The sequence below is a fragment of the Variovorax sp. J31P179 genome, assembly GCF_030316985.1.
GTDB lineage: Bacteria > Pseudomonadota > Gammaproteobacteria > Burkholderiales > Burkholderiaceae_C > Variovorax > Variovorax ginsengisoli_B.
The window spans coordinates 353,637-370,734 of record NZ_JASZYL010000003.1 but is presented as its reverse complement, the minus strand read 5'-3'; the positions used below and the strand labels follow the sequence as shown (position 1 = coordinate 370,734).

Genomic DNA, 17,098 nt, shown 5'->3' with positions numbered 1-17,098 from the left:
CTTTTTTTTCGCCCCGGCGGCGTGTTCGCCCTAGCGGCCCGCGGCCTGCGCCTGTGCCGATCGGGTGATGGCGCTCAGGGTGCCGCGCGTGGTGATGACCTCGGGATCGAGCGGGATCTCGATCAGCGTCCCGGTATCGGCCGCCAGCGCGCGCAGCAGCGCCGCCTCGAACTGCGCGGTCGCGGTCACGCGTTCGGCCGCATAGCCGTAGGCCCGCGCCAGGGCGCAGAAGTCGGGGTTGCGCAGCGCGGTGCCGCTGACCTTGGTCGGGTACTCGCGCTCCTGGTGCATGCGGATGGTGCCGAACATGCCGTTGTTGAGCAGCACGATGATGCTCTTGCCGCCGTGCTGCGAGGCCGTGGCCAGCTCCTGGCCGTTCATGAGGAAGTCGCCGTCGCCCGCGATCGTGAAGGCGATGCGGCCGGTCGCGATGCTGGCCGCGATGCCCGCCGGCACGCCATAGCCCATCGCGCCGCTGGTGGGCGCGAGCTGCGTCTTGTGGCCCTTGGCCAGGCCGTGGTAGCGGAAGTAGCGATGCACCCAGCTGGCGAAGTTGCCCGCGCCGTTGGTGATCGCGGCATCTTCCGGCAGGTGCTTCTGCAGCAGCTTCACCACCGCCACCATGTCGACCTCGCCGCGCGGCGCGTCGGGCGGCAGGCCGGCCAGCGGCTGCGGTTCGAGGTTGGCGAGGTAGTCGGCCTGGGCAGCCGCGGCCCAGGCCTCCCAGGGCAGCTCCGGCGGCGGGCTCAGCACCTCGAGGCTGCGCGCAGCCGAGGCCATGCCGGCATTGATCGCCAGGTCGGCCTGGTAGACGCGGTTGAGCTCCTCCGCGCTGGCATGGATGTGCACCAGCGTCTGCTTCGCCTTCGGCGCTTCGAGCAGCGTGTAGCCGCCGGTGGTCATCTCGCCCAGGCGCGGGCCGATCGCGAGGATCAGGTCGCTCTGGCGAACGCGCTCGGCCAGCTTCGGATTGATCGCGATGCCGACATCGCCCGCGTACTGCGGGTGGTGGTTGTCGAAGGTGTCCTGGAAGCGGAAGGCGTTCGCCACCGGCAGCTTCCAGTTCTCGGCGAAGCGCTGCAGCGCCTGCGCCGCCTGCGGCGTCCAGCCGCCGCCGCCGGCGATGACCAGCGGACGCTCGGCCTTCAGCAGCAGCTCGCGCAGGGTGCGCAGCGCGCCGGGGTCGCTCCAGGCGGCCACCGGCTCGACCCGCCTGAGCGGCCGCGCGGCCGTCATGCTGCGCAGCATGTCCTCGGGCAGCACCAGCACCACCGGGCCGGGGCGGCCGTTCATGGCCGTGGCGAAGGCTCGCGCCACGTACTCGGGAATGCGGTCGGCGTCGTCGATGCGCTCCACGCGCTTGGCGAAGCCCTTGGTGCTGGGGCCGAAGAAGCTGGCGTAGTCGACCTCCTGGAAGGCCTCGCGATCGCGGAAGTCGCTGCCGACGTCGCCGACGAAAAGCACCATCGGGGTCGAATCCTGGAAGGCGTTGTGGACGCCGATCGAGGCATTGGTGGCGCCCGGTCCGCGCGTCACGAAGCACACGCCGGGCCGGTTGGTCAGCTTGCCGTGCGCCTCGGCCATGAAGGCCGCGCCGCCCTCCTGGCGGTTGACGATGAAGCGAATGCGATCGCCATAGGCATGGAAGCCGTCGAGCACCGCCAGGAAGCTCTCGCCGGGGACGCCGAAGGCCAGTTCGACGCCTTGCTCGACCAGGCACTCGACAATCAGGTGGCCGGCAGGTTGGGATGGACTCATGGAAGGGCGCCTCTTTCTGTCTGATCTGGATGCAACGGGGATGTGCCGGATTATCCGTTCGCCCCCTGCCCGCTTGCCTTAATTCCCCAATTGGTTAAATTCGCTGCATGAAAGCTTCCACCCCGGCCGCGGCCGAACCGCGCTCGCGCGATGCCGACCGCTCGCAGCTCGCGATCCTCGAGGCCGCCCGCGACGAGTTCTCACAGCGCGGACTGGCCGGCGCCCGCATGGACAGCATCGCCGAGCGCGCCGGCCTCAACAAGCGCCTGATCTACTACTACTTCGGCAGCAAGGACGACCTCTTCCTGGCGGTGCTCGAAGGCACCTACGCCGACATCCGCGAGGCCGAGCAGCGGCTGCACCTCGACGAGGTCGAGCCGGTCGAGGCGATCCGGCGGCTGGTCTCGTTCACCTGGCACTACTACCTCGAGCATCCCGAGTTCATCACGCTGCTCAACAGCGAGAACCTGCACCGGGCCGCGCATCTCAAGCGCTCCGAACGGATCCAGGAAATGAACTCCCCGCTGGTCGCCCTGCTCGACGGCGTGCTCGAGCGCGGCCGGCGCGACAACCTGTTCCGGGCCGGCGTCGACCCGGTGCAGCTCTACATCTCGATCGCGTCGCTGTGCTATTTCTACCTGTCGAACAACGACACGCTGTCGGCGGTGTTCGGACGCGACCTGCGGGCGCCGAAGGCGATGGCGCAGCGCCTGTCGCACATGACCGACCTGGTGCTCGGCTACGTGCTGCGCTGATACGGGTATCTCCTAGTGGCTCGCCGGTTGACGGGCCGACGAGGGCGTTCCTAGAATTGCTAATTCACTTTTTGGTGAATTGAGTTGCGCGGCGCCGCCGTTCGATTCCAGGTCAACCCACCTCCTTCGTCGATGCTCCGCAATCTTCTGCTCGCGCCCGCGCTCCGGCCCTTCCTGCTCATCCTGATGCTGCTGGTGCTGTGGGATCTCGCGATCCGCGTCTTCGGCATCCCGGCCTACCTGGTCCCGCCGCCGCTGGAGGTGGTCAAGATGCTCGGCGCCGAATGGCCGCGCCTGCTGGCCGAGAGCTGGAAGACCACGCTCGCCACGCTGGGCGGCTTCGCGCTCACGATCGTCATCGGCATCCCGATCGCGATGGTGATCGCCTATTCGCGCCTGGTGGAGTCGTATGTCTATCCGCTGCTGGTGTTTTCGCAGAGCATTCCTAAGGTGGCGATCGCGCCGCTGTTCGTGGTGTGGTTCGGCTTCGGCATCTTCCCGAAGGTGATCTCGGCCTTCCTGCTGGGCTTCTTCCCGGTGGTGGTGTCGACCGTGATGGGCTTCAAGTCGGTCGAGCCCGACATGCTGGACCTGGCCCGCTCGATGGGCGCGAGCCGGCTCCAGACCTTCTTCAAGATCAGCCTGCCGCAGGCCCTGCCCGCGATCTTCAGCGGGCTCAAGGTCTCGGTCACGCTGGCGGTGGTGGGCGCCGTGGTCGGCGAGTTCGTCGGCTCCAACTCGGGCATCGGCTACGTGCTGCAGGTCGCCAACGGCAACTTCGACCTGCCGCTGATGTTCGCCGCGCTGGTGGTGCTGTCGAGCATCGGCGTGATCCTGTTCGTCGCCGTCGACGGGGTCGAGCGGCTGATGATTCCGTGGCACGCCTCGCAGCGCCACGTCCAGTGAGTTCCGTCGCAACAACATCCCAAAGGAGACAAGCATGAAGATGATGACTTCGCTGATCGCCGGCGCCGCAGCCGCCCTGGTGCTCGCCGTGACGCCCGCGCAGGCGCAGAACAAGCCGCAGGACAAGGTCACGCTGATGCTCAACTGGTACCTCTACAGCGAGCATGCGCCCTTCTTCCTCGGCAAGGAGCGCGGCTACTACGCCGATGAAGGCATCGACCTGGAAATTCAGGAGGGCCGCGGCTCGGCCGTGACCGCCCAGGCGGTCGCCGCCCGCTCGGCGACCTTCGGCTACATCGACGTCACGACCATGATCAAGGCCGCCGCCAAGGGGGCGCCGCTGAAGTCGACCGGCGTGCTGTTCCAGGTCAGCCCGATGTCGGTGATGGGCTTCAGCGAGAAGGGCATCAAGGCGCCGAAGGACATCGTCGGCAAGACCGTGGCGGTCACGCCGGGCGACTCGATGTCGCAGATGTGGCCGCTGTTCCTCAAGGTCAACAACATCCAGCCCGACCAGGTCAAGATCGTCTCGGGCGACGCCCAGACCAAGCTCAATGCCGTGACCACCGGCCAGGCCGATCTGCTGCTGGGCTACGTGATGGACCAGGCGATCAAGCTGCAGGACGCCACCGGCAAGCCGGTGACGCCGATCCGCTTCGCCGATTCGGGCGTCAACCAGATCAGCTCCGGCATCATCGCCAACAAGAACCTGCTGACCGAGAACCCCGACCTCGTGAAGCGCTTCATGCGGGCCTCCACGCGCGCCGCCGAAGCGGCCGAGAAAGACCCGGCCGCGGCGGTCGATGCGATGCTCAAGGCCAATCCCAAGGCCGGCGTGCGCGACACCTTGATCGTCGGCATGAAGCAGAGTGCGGCCCTCTATCACACCAAGGACACCGCCAACCAGCGGCCGTTCCGGGTGGCGATGAAGAACGTCAACGACTCGCTCGACCTGCTGGTGCAGTACGGCGGCATGGACGCGGCCACCCGCGGCAAGCCCGAAGACTACGTCACGCTCGACTTCCTGCCGACCAACTGACCTGCTTCCCATGGCCCTGGACACACTCATCGAAGCGCGCGGCGTCGCCAAGACCTACCAGAGCAAGGACGGCCCGGTCGAGTCGCTCAAGCCGCTCGACTTCTCGATCCGCGAGGGCGAGTTCGTCTCGGTGGTCGGTCCCTCGGGCTGCGGCAAGAGCACGCTGCTGAAGATGGTGGCCGGGCTGCTGCCGATCAGCGCCGGCACGCTGACCCTGGCCGGCAAGCCCATCACCGGGCCGCAGAAAGATGTCGGCATCGTGTTCCAGAGCGCGGTGCTGCTGGCCTGGCGCAGCATCGAGGACAACATCCTGCTGCAGGCCGAGATCCGCCGCCTGCCCAAGGCCGCGGCGCGCGAGCGGGCCCGCGCGCTGATGCAGATGGCGGGCCTCGCCGGCTTCGAGAACAAATACCCGTGGCAACTCTCGGGCGGCATGCAGCAGCGGGCCTCGATCTGCCGCGCGCTGCTGCACGACCCCTCGGTGCTGCTGATGGACGAGCCCTTCGGCGCGCTCGACGCCATGACGCGCGAGAAGATGAACCTCGAGTTGCAGCGCATCTGGTCGGCCTCGAAGAAGACGGTGCTGCTGATCACGCACAGCATCCCCGAGGCGATCTTCCTGTCGGACCGGGTGATCGTCATGAGCGAACGCCCGGGCTCGATCGCCGCCATCTACGACATCGACCTGCCGCGGCCCCGGCCGCTCGACGTCATGGGCACCGAACGCTTCGCTGCCTACGCCCGGACCCTGCGCGCGCATTTCTTCGCGCAGGGCCAGCTCGACGCCCACTGACGGCTCGCCGTGACCGCTTCCGCCTCGCCCAGCGCGCCGGCCGTGCGCATCCTCGCCGTCGATTTCGGCGTCCGCGCAATGACCTTGCGCCTGCCGTTCAAGTTCGGCGCCGTCACGCTCACCCGCTGCCCGCAGGTGTTCGTGCGCGCCACCGTGGATTGCGGCGCGCAAGGCACGGCCCAGGGCTGGGCCGCGGAGCTGATGGTGCCGCGCTGGTTCGACAAGCGGCCAGGGCTGAGTCAGGCCGACAACGTCCGCCACCTCCAGCTGGCGCTGGAAGCCGCCGCGGCGGCCTACACCCGCGGCGCGCCGGCGACGGCCTTCGATCTGTTCGCCCGGCACTACGAGGCGCTGACGATGCAGGGCGAAGCCGCGGGGCTCACCGCGCTGGCCACCGGCTTCGGCCAGGCGGTGCTCGATCGCGCGGTGCTCGACGCGCTGTGCCGCGCCATGCAGGTGCCGGTGCATGTCGCGTTCCAGCGCAACCTGGTCGGCATCGGTGACACGCCACTGGCCGACGACCTGCGCGGCTGGAACTGGAACGGATGGCTGGCGCGCCTGGCGCCTGCCGCCCATCTCGAGGCCCGCCACACGATCGGCATGCTCGATGCGCTCGAAGGCGACACCGAGGATGCGGCCGGGCTGCCGGTCAGCCTGCCCGCGGTGGTGCGCCGCTACGGCCACCGCTATTTCAAGATCAAGCTGGGCGGCGACCCCGCCGCCGACCTGGCGCGGCTCGATGCCGTGCTGGGCGCGCTCGACGCCTCGGCGCCCGGCCATCGCTTCAGCCTCGACGGCAACGAGCAGTACGCCGACATGGCGGCGCTGCAGGCGCTGTGCGCCGGCCTGCGCACGCTGCCGCGGCTGGCCGCGCGGCCCGACGCGCTGCTCTACATCGAGCAGCCGCTGCCGCGCGAAGCCAGCCTGGACAGCGCGCTGGCAGGGCTCGGCGCCCCGGCCCCGCTGCTGCTCGACGAGGCGGACGGCACGCTCGACGCTTTTCCGATCGGCCGCGCGCACGGCTGGCGCGGCGTCTCGAGCAAGGGCTGCAAGGGCCTCTACAAGGCGGTGCTCAACCGCGCCCGTTGCGATCAGTGGAACCTGACGGCCCGCGACCCCAGCGACCGCTGCTTCATGTCGGCCGAAGACCTGACCTGCCAGGCCGGCCTGGCCGTGCAGCAGGACCTGGCGCTGGCATCGCTGCTGGGCCTGGTGCACTGCGAGCGCAACGGCCATCACTACGTCGACGGCTTCGGTGGCGCCCCGGCCGCCGAGCAGCAGGCCTTCGCCGCGGCCCATGGCGACCTCTACGAAAGCGCCGGCGGACCGCCGCGGCTCGCGATCCGCGGCGGCCGGATCGCGATCGGGTCGCTGGCGCAACCCGGTTTCGCGCATGGCGCCGACCCCGATTTCAACAGCCTGCAACCCCTCTCGCAAGCGCCTGCCCTCGTGTAGCCGCTCGCTTCACCCCCGCCACAAAGGAGACTCCATGCCCTTCACCCGACGCGCCGGCCTCGCAGCCTGCCTCGCCCTCGGCGCCGCCTTCGCCGCCACGGCCGCCGAAACGGCCTACCCGACCAAGCCGATCCGCGTGATCGTGCCGTTCGCGGCCGGCAGCACCACCGACATCATCGCCCGCGCCATCACCGACAAGATGAGCGCCAGCATGGGCCAGATGCTGGTGATCGACAACCGCGGCGGCGCCAGCGGCACCATCGGCCAGCAGGCCGTCGCCACGGCCGCGCCGGACGGCTACACGATCATGATCCACTCGTCGTCGCACACGGTGAGTCCCTCGACCTTCGCCAAGCTGCCCTTCGACACGGTCGCCGACTTCGCCGGCGTGACGCCGATCTCGACCCTGCCGAACGCGCTGGTGATCTCGCCGTCGAAGAACATCAAGACACTGAAGGAACTGGTCGCCGCCGCCAAGGCCAAGCCGGGCACGATCAACTTCGCTTCTGCCGGCCAGGGCAGCGCGACCCACCTGAACGCCGAGAAGTTCAAGCTGGCGGCGAAGATAGACGCCACCAACATCCCGTTCAAGGGCTCTGCCGACGCCGTGACCGAGGTGCTGTCGGGCCGGGTCGACTACTACTTCTCGCCGATCGCGCCGGTCATCGGCCAGATCCGCGAAGGCCACCTGCTGGCACTGGCGGTCGGCTCGCCGAAGCGCGCGGCCGCCCTGCCCGATGTGCCGACCACCGCCGAAGCCGGCGTGCCGGGCTCCGAGTTCAACTTCTGGATCGGCATGATGGCGCCCGCCAAGACGCCGCGCGAGGTTGTCAACCGGCTGCACGACGAGGTCGCGAAGGCCCTCGCCAGCCCCGAGGTCAAGGAGCGCTTCCTGAAGCTGGGCGCCGACGCCTGGACCCTCAAGCCCGAGCAGTTCGACGCCTACATCAAGGACGAGATCGCCAGCAACGCCACCCTGGTGAAGGCCGCCGGCCTGTCGCCAGCCCCCTAAGCCAACTTACAGCGGAGAACCCCATGGCACAACAACGACTCGGAATCATCATGCACGGCGTCACCGGACGCATGGGCATGAACCAGCACCTGATCCGCTCCATCGTCGCGATCCGCGCCCAGGGCGGCGTGACGCTCTCGAACGGCGACAAGGTCATGCCCGACCCGATCCTGATCGGCCGCAACGCCGAGAAGATCGAGGCCCTGGCCAAGGCCCACGGCATCGCGCGCTGGGGATGCGACCTCGACGCCGCGCTCGAGAACAAGGACGACACCATCTTCTTCGACGCCGGCACCACGCAGATGCGCCCGACCCTGCTGGCCAAGGCGATCCGCGCCGGCAAGCATGTCTACTGCGAGAAGCCGATCGCGACCAACCTCAACGAGGCGGTCGAGATCGCCCGCCTGGCCGAAGGCTCGGGCCTGAAGCACGGCGCGGTGCAGGACAAGCTGTTCCTGCCCGGCCTGCGCAAGCTCGACATGCTGCGGCGCGCCGGCTTCTTCGGCCGCATGCTGTCGGTGCGGCTGGAGTTCGGCTACTGGGTGTTCGAAGGCGACCTGCAGCCGATCCAGCGGCCGTCGTGGAACTACCGCAAGGAAGACGGCGGCGGCATGATCCTCGACATGATGTGCCACTGGCGCTACGTGCTGGACAACCTGTTCGGCGAGGTGCAGTCGGTGTCGTGCATCGGTGCCACCCACATCCCGAAGCGCTGGGACGAAGACGGCAAGCCCTACGAGGCGACCGCCGACGATGCCGCCTACGCCACCTGCGAGCTCAAGGGCCACAACGGCGAGCCGGTGATCGCCCAGATCAACATGAGCTGGGTCACGCGCGTGCGCCGCGACGACCTCGTGACCTTCCATGTCGACGGCACCGACGGTTCGGCGGTCGCCGGCCTGTCGTCCTGCCGGGCGCAGTCGCGGGTCGCCACGCCGCGACCGGTCTGGAACCCGGACGAGAAGCAGACCATGAACTTCTTCGACCAGTGGCAGGAGATCCCGGACTCGCAGGTCTACGACAACGGCTTCAAGATCCAGTGGGAACATTTCATCCGCCACGTGGTCGAGAACGCCCCCTACAAGTGGACGCTGCCCGAAGGCGCCAAGGGCGTTCAGCTGGTCGAGACCGCGCTCGAAAGCTGGAAGGACCGGCGCTGGGTCGACGTGCCGGCGCTGAAGATCTGACGAGGACATCGCCATGACCCTCTCGCTCACCCTCCCCGTGGCCGGCGGCGCGCTGGCGCCGTACGCGCTGCGCGGCAGCGCGCCGGTGCGGCCGCCCGCGGGCGTCAAGTTCAACCGCATCGCCTATTCGGCGGCGCACGTGGTGGCCGACCCGCTGGCCGCCATCGACCCCTGGCTGCAAAGCGCGGTCGACTGGGACGCCACCATCGGCTATCGCCGCCACCTGTGGTCGCTGGGCCTGGGCGTGGCCGAGGCCATGGACACCGCGCAGCGCGGCATGGGCCTGGACTGGCCGACCTCGCTGGAGCTGATCCGCCGCTCGCTCGATGCAGCGAAGGACGTGCCGGGCGCGCTGGTGGCCTCGGGCTGCGGCACCGACCACCTGAACATCGACGAGGTCCGCAGCGTCGATGACGTGATCCGCGGCTACGAAGAGCAGATGGAGGCGATCGAGGCGCTCGGCGGCAAGCTGATCGTGATGGCCAGCCGCGCGCTGGCCCGGGTCGCGAACAGCCCGGCCGACTACGAGCGGGTGTACGACCGCATCCTGCGCCAGGCGAAGCAGCCGGTGGTGCTGCACTGGCTGGGCGACATGTTCGACCCGGCGCTGGCGGGCTACTGGGGAACGAAGGACGTCGATGCCGCGATGGCCACCGCGCTAGGCATCATCGCAGCCCATCCGGACAAGGTCGACGGCATCAAGATCTCGCTGCTCGACAAGGACAAGGAGATCGCGATGCGCCGCCGGCTGCCGCCGAGCGTTCGCATGTACACCGGCGACGACTTCAACTATGCCGAGCTGATCGCGGGCGATGGCCACGGCAGCGAGAAGACCCACGGCCAGAGCGACGCGCTGCTGGGCATCTTCGACGCCATCGCGCCGGCCGCGAGCGCGGCACTGGGCGAACTGGCGCAGGGCAAGGTCGAGAAGTTCCACGCCATCCTCGGGCCCACGGTGCCGCTGTCGCGCCACATCTTCGCGGCGCCGACGCGCTTCTACAAGACCGGCGTGGTCTTCATGGCCTGGCTCAATGGCCACCAGAGCCACTTCACGATGGTCGGCGGCCAGCAGAGCACGCGTTCGCTGCAGCATTTCGCGGAGCTGTTCCGGCTCGCCGATGCGGCCAACCTGCTGGAGCAGCCCGAACTGGCGGTGCGGCGCATGAAGACCTTGCTGGCGCTGCACGGCGTCGAGGGGTGAGGCCGGCGATGCGCGACTTCTCGCAGAACCACGACTGGCTGTCGATCAACACCGCGACGATCCGCAAGCAGCGCGGCGCCGAGGTGCCGCTGGACCGGATCATCGACCAGTGCGCCGAACACGGCATCCGTGCGATCAGCCCCTGGCGCGACCAGGTCGCCGCCGTCGGGCTGGCCAAAGTCGCACGGCAGCTGAAGGCCCACGGCATCGGGCTCTCGGGCTACTGCCGCGGCGGCTTCTTCCCGGCGCCCGATGGGGCCGGCCTGCGGGCCGCGCTCGACGACAACCGCCGCGCCATCGACGAGGCGAAGACGCTCGACGCCCCCTGCCTGGTGCTGGTGGTCGGCGCCCTCCCCGGCGCGCTCGACGGCAAGGCCGCCTACAAGGACATCGGCCGCGCGCGCGGCGAGGTGCGCGACGGCATCGCGGCGTCGCTCGACTACGCGCGCCAGGTCGGCATGCCGCTCGCGATCGAACCGCTGCACCCGATGCAGGCGGCCGACCGGGCCTGCATCAACACGCTGGAGCAGGCACTCGACCTGTGCGACGAACTCGACGCCGCACGCTCGGGCATGCTGGGCGTGGCGTTGGACATCTATCACGTGTGGTGGGATCCGAAGCTGCAGCAGCAGATCGCGCGGGCGGGCCGCGAACGCCTGCTGGCCTACCATGTCTGCGACTGGCTCACGCCGACGCGGGACTTGTTGTCGGACCGCGGGATGATGGGCGACGGCGTGGTCGAGCTGCGCAAGATCCGCGGCTGGGTCGAAGCGGCGGGCTTCGAGGGTTTCAGCGAGGTCGAGATCTTCTCGGCGCTGGACTGGTGGCAGCGCTCGGGCGAAGAGACGCTGGTCACCTGCATCGAGCGGCATCGCAGCGCGGTGTGAACGACTTCATCGATGATGCGCCCGCAAGGCGGCTTCATCGATCCGCACCAGCAGACGGCGCCGGATCAATCCGCTGACCGGACGGATCAGCCACCAGTACGGCGTGAAGCGACGTCGTGCACTGGCGTCGATGCAGTGCACGCGGGTTTCGGTCATCAGTCGGGTGCGTCCGCCGGGCAGCGCCTCGGTGCTGACATTCAGCACCAGCTTGGCCAGCCCGGGTTCGGAAAAGCCGGCGAACTGCTGCCTCGGGTGGGCCAGCGTGATGAGGCCGTAGTCGCGCTGCCAGAAGCGTCCCACCAGCCCGAAGGCGAGTTCGCGGTCGGCGTCGCGGCCCAGGATCATGAAGTCCTCGATGCCGAAGGCGGGGCGCCCGGACAGCCCGCTTCGGGCGCCGAGCAGGCGGTCCGGTGCCTCGCGCAGGCGGATGAAGAAGCGCGCCAAAGGATCTTCGGCCACGCCTGGGAGAAGCACGGCGTTCAGCAGTGCCTTGGGCGTCGCGCGGGTGATCAATGCGTGCCGCTCGCGGAACTGAAAAACGGGCAGGAAGTCATCGATCAACGGCATCTGCATTCCTTGTCTGCAGCAACGCCGCGAGCATCAGGGCCACGCCGCTCGCGGCCTCGGCTCCGATGGTGGCGTTGGCCGCGACCGAGTGCTCCGAACACAGCGCCAGCGTGTAGTGCGCCAGGCCGTCCAGGCCCATGGCGCCGTATGCGGCGATCAGCACCAAGCCCAAGGCGCGAAGGCCGCGCCGAACGAGGAGCAGCCCGCCAATGCCGAGGCAGGTGATCGCCAGCCATGCAAGGTACACATGCTCCCGCGTGAGCCGCTTCGGCATGTTGGGATAGAAGGCGATGAACTCGGCGTTGTGGGTGAAATGCGCCAGGCTGGCGATGAAGTACAGCACGGCGAGCACCCACAGGTGCGTCGGCAGCGGGTGTTGCGCGGGCATGGTCAGGCGCCCTCGGACCGGCCGATCGCGTTTCGCACCAGCGACGCCATCGCCAGTGCGTTGTCGCTGCCTTCGGCCATCAGACCTTTCACGGTGCCCCACCGGTCCTGCAGTTCCTCGTCCTGACTTGCCTTGCGCTTGCCGACGAGGTCGTCGATCGGAATCTCGATGCCGACGACGGCCCGGAGAAGCTTGTCGATGAATTCGCTCGGCGCGTCTGCCATCGTCCACGGCATGGTCCGTGCCGCCTCGTTGTCGGCCGTGAGGCGCGCCAGCAGATCGCGCAACCAGCCCGTATCGTGGATGGCTCGTGCGACACCATGCGCGTGCGCGACCTCGTAATTCCAGGTCGGGACGACCTTTCCGTGCTCGCGCTTGCCCGGGTACCAAGCCGGCGTGATGTAGGCGTCGGGACCCTGGAACATGACGATCGATTGCTTCGATGCATCAAGTTGGCGCCAGACCGGATTGGCGCGTGAAACGTGGCCAAGGAGGGTTCCGAATTTGCCGCGCGACCGATCCAGAAGAAACGGCAGATGGTTGGCAACGAGCCCGTCGGCACCTGGCACGACCCAGGCGCCGAGCGGATGGGCCTCGATCAATGCGTGGGCGGCATCGCTGCCGGGCAGTTCATGGTGTCTGGGAACGTACATGGGGAAATTTCGAGCGACGACCGGGACGCGCCTGCATGCGCGCAATGGTAGCCGTGGCGTCCAAGGCGAAGACTTGGAACCGTCTGAAATCACTGGCCGGCTTTCGGACCTTTCCCATGTCATCGCGTGGTCGCATCGATAGGATGCGGGGAACAAAATAGAAGCCGCTCTCCGATCGATCCGCCCATGCAAATACGTGAGCTCGCCCACTCCGACCTTCCCGCACTGCTCCATCTCTACAAACATCTCCACGACGCCGACGAGCCCCTTCCGGAACCCACGCGGATCGAAGCGGTCTGGCATGAAATCCAGGCGAACTGGGGCATTCGCTACTTCGGGGCGTTCGTCGAATCTCAACTGGTGTCCAGCTGCACGCTGGCCGTGATCCCGAACCTCACGCGCGGCGGCAGGCCCTACGGCGTCATCGAGAATGTCGTCACCCAGGCGGAGCACCGCGCCTGCGGGTTCGGCAGGGCCGTCCTGGCAGAGGCTCTGTCCGTCGCCTGGTCCCGAGGCTGCTACAAGATCATGCTGATGACCGGCAGGAAGGACGAAGCCACATTCCAGTTCTATGAATCCGCCGGATTCGATCGACAGGCAAGGCAGGCCTTCATCGCCAAGCCCTCCTGGCTGTAAGCTGATTCGCCTCCCAACGACCGTTGAACACCATCCGGAGCGTTCGTCATGTCCCTTCTCGTCATCGGCCTCGTCCTGTTCCTCGGCATCCATTCCGTGTCGATCGTCGCGCCCGCCTGGCGCGATGCGCAGGTGGCGCGACGCGGCGAGCGGGCGTGGAAAGGCATGTACGCCCTGGCCTCGCTGGCCGGATTGCTGTTGCTCATTCATGGATACGGTCAGGCACGCCTGACCCCCGTGGTGCTCTACACGCCGCCTGCCGGGATGCGGCATCTCGCGCTGCTGCTGATGCTGCCGGTGTTTCCGCTGCTCTTCGCCGCCTACCTGCCCGGGCGCATTCAACGCGCGGCGCGGCACCCCATGCTGCTGGCGGTGAAGCTCTGGGCCACCGCCCACCTGCTGGCCAACGGCACGCTGGCCGATGTGCTCCTGTTCGGCGCCTTTCTCGCCTGGGCCGTGGCTGACCGCATTTCCGTCAAGCGCCGCGCGGTGCCGCGCAGCGTGCCCGGTGCGCCGCCGAGCGCCGTGAACGACATCGTCGTGGTGGTCGGCGGCTTGGGCGTGTATGCCGCCTTCCTGTTCAAGGTCCACGGATGGCTCACGGGCATGCCGCTGCTCGGCTGACCCACCACCGCATGCCCACCGACCCCACGCTCGAACACCTGCGCCGCTACGCGGTGGCGCGCACCCTCTTCACGCCCACCACGCTGCCGGCCGCGATCCGGCGCCTGGGCTTCGTGCAGGCCGATCCGATCCGCGCCCCTGCGCGGGCCCAGGACCTGACCCTGCGCCATCGCGTCAAGGACTATCGCGCCGGCGACCTCGAAGGCCGCTACGCGCGGCTCGCGGTCGAGGAGGATTGCCTCGTGAACTACGGCTTCCTGCCGCGCGAGCACCTGGCGCTGATGCACCCGCGCGAGGCCGCCCGCCCTTGGGACGCCGAGACCCGACGCAAGGCGGCCGAGGTGCTGGCCTTCGTGCGCGAGCGCGGGCCGGTGCATCCGCGCGCGGTCGAGCTGCAATTCGCGCACGGCCGCATGAAGAACTACTGGGGCGGCTCCAGCAATGCCAGCACGCATCTGCTCGACGACATGCACTACCGCGGCCTGCTGCGGGTCCAGCGGCGCGACGGCGGCACCCGCATCTACGAGGCGGTGACCCACCCGCCCGCCGACGACAGCCCGGCCGGCCGCGCCCGGCGCGCCGCCGCGCTGGTCGACCTGATCGTGCGCAAGTACGCGCCGCTGCCGGCCGCGAGCCTCACCTACCTGGTGCGGCTGCTTGGCTACGGCGCCCCGCACCTGTCGGCACAGACGCAAGCCGCGCTGGCGCTGGCGCGCGAGCAGCTAGCCAGCTGCCGCATCGACGGCACGACCTGGTACTGGCCGGCCGACGAGAACCCGCGCTCGCAGCGCCACACGCCGGACGATGAACTGCGCCTGCTCGCGCCCTTCGACCCGGTGGTCTGGGACCGCCGCCGCTTCACGCTGCTATGGGGCTGGACGTACAAGTTCGAGGCCTACACCCCGGCCGAGAAGCGGCAGTTCGGCTACTACGCCCTGCCGATGCTGTGGCGGGACCAGGTGATCGGCTGGGCCAACGTCCCGGCCCGCGACGGCCGGCTGCAACCCGCCTTCGGCTACGCCGCAGGCCAGCCGCAGGGCGCCGCGTTCCGTGCCGCGCTCGACGACGAGCTGCAGCGCATGGCGCAATTCCTGGCCGCCCGCTGATGCGCCGTGGCGCGGCCCTGCCCCGCGATGGGACTTGGCTCGTGGGCGACAGCGCGCCGCGGCCGACTTGCCTAGAATCCGGGCTGCTTCGACAACCGTCGAGGCAAGCGTTCTCAGGGCGGGGTGAAACTCCCCACCGGCGGTGATGGCAGCCCAGGCTGCACGAGCCCGCGAGCGCCTGCGGCGAGGCAACTCGCCGCAGGGTCAGCAGACCCGGTGCGATCCCGGGGCCGACGGTCACAGTCCGGATGAAAGAGAGCGCGACCCCGTGGCGGGGTCGGCGCCGTCGCGTGCCGGCCCCTGCCGCGGGTTCGTGCGCCCTGATTCAGGCAATCCTTGCAAAGGCAAACCATGAGTCAGATCAACGACCTTCCCCTCTCCGCCATTCCGGCCGCCGATGCACCGCGCGGCCAGCGCATCGCCTTCGTGCAGGCGCAGTGGCATTCGGACATCGTCCACCAGGCGCGCGACGCCTTCCTGGCCGAGATGAAGCGCCTCGGCGTGCCGGTCGACACCATCGACGTCTTCGACGTGCCGGGAGCCTTCGAGATCCCGCTGCATGCCAAGCGCCTGGCCGGCTCGGGCCGCTATGCGGCGATCGTCGGCTGCGCGCTGGTGGTGGATGGGGGCATCTACCGCCACGACTTCGTGGCCGCCACGGTCGTCGATTCGCTGATGAGGGTGCAGCTCGAGACCGGCGTGCCGGTGCTGTCGGCGGTGCTGACGCCGCACCACTTCCACGAGCACGTGGAGCACCGCAAGTACTTCCACCGGCATTTCGCGATCAAGGGCACCGAGGCCGCCGAGGCCTGCGTCAAGACCATCGAGGGCCTGCGCCGCGTCGAGGCACTGATCGCCGCCTGAGCGAGCGGCGGAGCGGCGTCAGGCCGAGGCCGGCACCAGCGCCTCGCGCCGCACCCGCCGGACATTGAAGGCGCTGGCGATCAGCACGCCCTGCACCACCGCCAGCCCGACGATCACGCTGACGTACTGGCCGTGGTCCATGAGGCGCCCGAAGATCAGCGGCGCCACCGCCTGGCCGATGTCGAGACCCGCGTAGACCACGCCGTAGACGCGGCCCGTCGCATTGGCCGGGGTCGAGCGCTTGACCAGCAGGTCGCGCGACGGCCCGGCGATGCCCGAGGCGAAGCCCATGGCGCCGAACATCACCGGCACCAGCACCGGCGCGAAGTCGGCCAGGGCCAGCACCAGCGCGAGCCCCGCCGCCACCCCGAAACCGCCACCGACGATGCGCTCGCAGCGCGTCGGGTCCGAGGCCAGGAAGCCGCCCACCACCATGCCGGCCGCACTGGCGACCATGTAGATCGTCAGGCACATCGCGATCAGCGCCACGGGCACGTCGTGCAGCCGTCCGGCCGCGGACGGCGCGAAGGTCTGCACCACGCTCAGGGCCATGGCATAGAAGAAGAAGAAGCCGAAGCACATCCAGACCGCCGGGATCTTCAGGAAGGCGAACTCGCCGCCCGCCGCCGCCGGGCCGGCCGTGCCGGTCGCGTGCTGCACCGCCTTGACGTCGAGCGACAGCACGCTGCGGTTGAGCCACAGCACCAGCAGCACCACCACCGCCACGCCGCCGCCCGCCGCCAGCGCCACGCGCCAGCCGAAAGCCATCGCCAGCGGCACCATCATGGCCGGTGCCAGCGCCCAGCCCAGGCTGCCCGTGATGCCGTGCACGCTGTAGGCGTGGCCCAGGCGCGTCGGCGCCACCTTGCGGTTGAACAGGGTGTAGTCCACGGGGTGGAACACGCCGTTGCCGACGCCGGCGACGACCGCCGCGCCGAGCAGCATCCAGTAGTTCTGCGCCAGCGCATAGCCGAAGGCCGCCAGCCCGAGCAGCCCCAGCCCGACGAACAGCACCGGCCGCGGGCCGAGCTTGTCGACGATGAAGCCCGAGGCAGCCTGCACCACGCAGGAGACCACGAAGAACGCGGTCAGCACCGCGCCGAGCTCGGTGTAGCTGACATTGAAGGCGTCCTTCAGCCACGGGAACAGCGGCGCCAGTAGCAGCTGGCTGAAGTGGCTGACGGCATGCGCGAGGCCGACCAGGCCGATCAGCTTGACGTCGGAACGCACGGTGGGCGCGGCGGGGGAATGGGTGGCGGAAGACATG

18 protein-coding genes and 1 riboswitch are annotated in these 17,098 nt (G+C 69.0%); of the genes, 13 read left to right on the top strand and 5 right to left on the bottom strand.

Translation table 11 applies throughout. The features are described 5' to 3' along the window. Positions 1-30: 30 nt before the first annotated feature. Complete coding sequence (locus tag QTI17_RS09945) at positions 31-1,758, bottom strand: thiamine pyrophosphate-binding protein (RefSeq protein WP_286532810.1); 1,728 nt, start codon at positions 1,756-1,758, stop codon at positions 31-33. A gap of 107 nt (positions 1,759-1,865) precedes the next feature. Here QTI17_RS09945 and QTI17_RS09940 point away from each other — a divergent pair, with 107 nt between their 5' ends. From QTI17_RS09940 to QTI17_RS09900, 9 genes are all read left to right on the top strand, one after another. Then, positions 1,866-2,513: a TetR/AcrR family transcriptional regulator gene (locus tag QTI17_RS09940; RefSeq protein ID WP_286532809.1), complete on the top strand. Its 648-nt coding sequence runs from the start codon at positions 1,866-1,868 to the stop codon at positions 2,511-2,513. A gap of 132 nt (positions 2,514-2,645) precedes the next feature. Beyond that, a complete protein-coding gene (locus QTI17_RS09935) occupies positions 2,646-3,419 on the top strand; it encodes an ABC transporter permease (protein ID WP_286507517.1) in 774 nt (257 codons plus the stop codon). Positions 3,420-3,453: 34 nt separating this feature from the next. After that, positions 3,454-4,458, top strand: a complete 1,005-nt coding sequence (locus QTI17_RS09930; RefSeq protein WP_286524367.1) for an ABC transporter substrate-binding protein — start codon at positions 3,454-3,456, stop codon at positions 4,456-4,458. A gap of 10 nt (positions 4,459-4,468) precedes the next feature. Beyond that, the gene (locus QTI17_RS09925) at positions 4,469-5,251 is read left to right on the top strand and encodes an ABC transporter ATP-binding protein (RefSeq protein ID WP_286524369.1); all 783 of its coding nucleotides are present in this window, start codon (positions 4,469-4,471) and stop codon (positions 5,249-5,251) included. A gap of 9 nt (positions 5,252-5,260) precedes the next feature. Further along, entirely contained in the window at positions 5,261-6,706 is a 1,446-nt protein-coding gene (locus QTI17_RS09920; RefSeq protein WP_286532807.1) for an enolase C-terminal domain-like protein, read from the top strand. Positions 6,707-6,740: 34 nt separating this feature from the next. After that, a complete protein-coding gene (locus tag QTI17_RS09915) occupies positions 6,741-7,718 on the top strand; it encodes a tripartite tricarboxylate transporter substrate binding protein (RefSeq protein WP_286532805.1) in 978 nt (325 codons plus the stop codon). A gap of 23 nt (positions 7,719-7,741) precedes the next feature. Beyond that, complete coding sequence (locus QTI17_RS09910) at positions 7,742-8,905, top strand: Gfo/Idh/MocA family protein (protein ID WP_286532803.1); 1,164 nt, start codon at positions 7,742-7,744, stop codon at positions 8,903-8,905. 13 nt (positions 8,906-8,918) lie between these two features. Further along, a complete protein-coding gene (locus QTI17_RS09905; RefSeq protein ID WP_286532802.1) occupies positions 8,919-10,106 on the top strand; it encodes a dihydrodipicolinate synthase family protein in 1,188 nt (395 codons plus the stop codon). Positions 10,107-10,114: 8 nt separating this feature from the next. Beyond that, on the top strand, positions 10,115-10,993 hold the full coding sequence (locus tag QTI17_RS09900) for a sugar phosphate isomerase/epimerase family protein (RefSeq protein ID WP_286532801.1): 879 nt from the start codon (positions 10,115-10,117) through the stop codon (positions 10,991-10,993). A gap of 6 nt (positions 10,994-10,999) precedes the next feature. Here QTI17_RS09900 and QTI17_RS09895 read toward each other — a convergent pair whose 3' ends face one another. The 3 genes from QTI17_RS09895 to QTI17_RS09885 are packed head-to-tail and all read right to left on the bottom strand — an operon-like array spanning position 11,000 to position 12,601. After that, complete coding sequence (locus QTI17_RS09895) at positions 11,000-11,560, bottom strand: hypothetical protein (protein WP_286532800.1); 561 nt, start codon at positions 11,558-11,560, stop codon at positions 11,000-11,002. Beyond that, positions 11,544-11,948, bottom strand: coding sequence for a hypothetical protein (locus QTI17_RS09890; protein ID WP_286532798.1), 405 nt, complete (start codon positions 11,946-11,948; stop codon positions 11,544-11,546). Before QTI17_RS09890 ends, QTI17_RS09895 begins: the two co-directional genes overlap by 17 nt. A gap of 2 nt (positions 11,949-11,950) precedes the next feature. Further along, positions 11,951-12,601, bottom strand: coding sequence for an FMN-binding negative transcriptional regulator (locus QTI17_RS09885; protein WP_286532795.1), 651 nt, complete (start codon positions 12,599-12,601; stop codon positions 11,951-11,953). A 186-nt stretch (positions 12,602-12,787) separates the two neighbouring features. Here QTI17_RS09885 and QTI17_RS09880 point away from each other — a divergent pair, with 186 nt between their 5' ends. From QTI17_RS09880 to QTI17_RS09865, 4 genes are all read left to right on the top strand, one after another. Continuing rightward, the gene (locus QTI17_RS09880; protein ID WP_286532793.1) at positions 12,788-13,237 is read left to right on the top strand and encodes a GNAT family N-acetyltransferase; all 450 of its coding nucleotides are present in this window, start codon (positions 12,788-12,790) and stop codon (positions 13,235-13,237) included. Between the two features lie 48 nt (positions 13,238-13,285). Next, entirely contained in the window at positions 13,286-13,861 is a 576-nt protein-coding gene (locus QTI17_RS09875; RefSeq protein WP_286532790.1) for an NnrU family protein, read from the top strand. Between the two features lie 11 nt (positions 13,862-13,872). Further along, positions 13,873-14,967 carry a DNA glycosylase AlkZ-like family protein gene (locus QTI17_RS09870; RefSeq protein ID WP_286532788.1) on the top strand — a complete coding sequence of 365 codons (1,095 nt, stop codon included), beginning with the start codon at positions 13,873-13,875 and terminating at the stop codon, positions 14,965-14,967. A gap of 105 nt (positions 14,968-15,072) precedes the next feature. Further along, positions 15,073-15,231, top strand: a riboswitch (FMN riboswitch). 87 nt (positions 15,232-15,318) lie between these two features. Further along, on the top strand, positions 15,319-15,831 hold the full coding sequence (locus QTI17_RS09865; protein ID WP_286532786.1) for a 6,7-dimethyl-8-ribityllumazine synthase: 513 nt from the start codon (positions 15,319-15,321) through the stop codon (positions 15,829-15,831). 18 nt (positions 15,832-15,849) lie between these two features. Here QTI17_RS09865 and QTI17_RS09860 read toward each other — a convergent pair whose 3' ends face one another. Further along, positions 15,850-17,097: an MFS transporter gene (locus QTI17_RS09860; RefSeq protein ID WP_286532783.1), complete on the bottom strand. Its 1,248-nt coding sequence runs from the start codon at positions 17,095-17,097 to the stop codon at positions 15,850-15,852. Position 17,098: the final 1 nt, after the last annotated feature.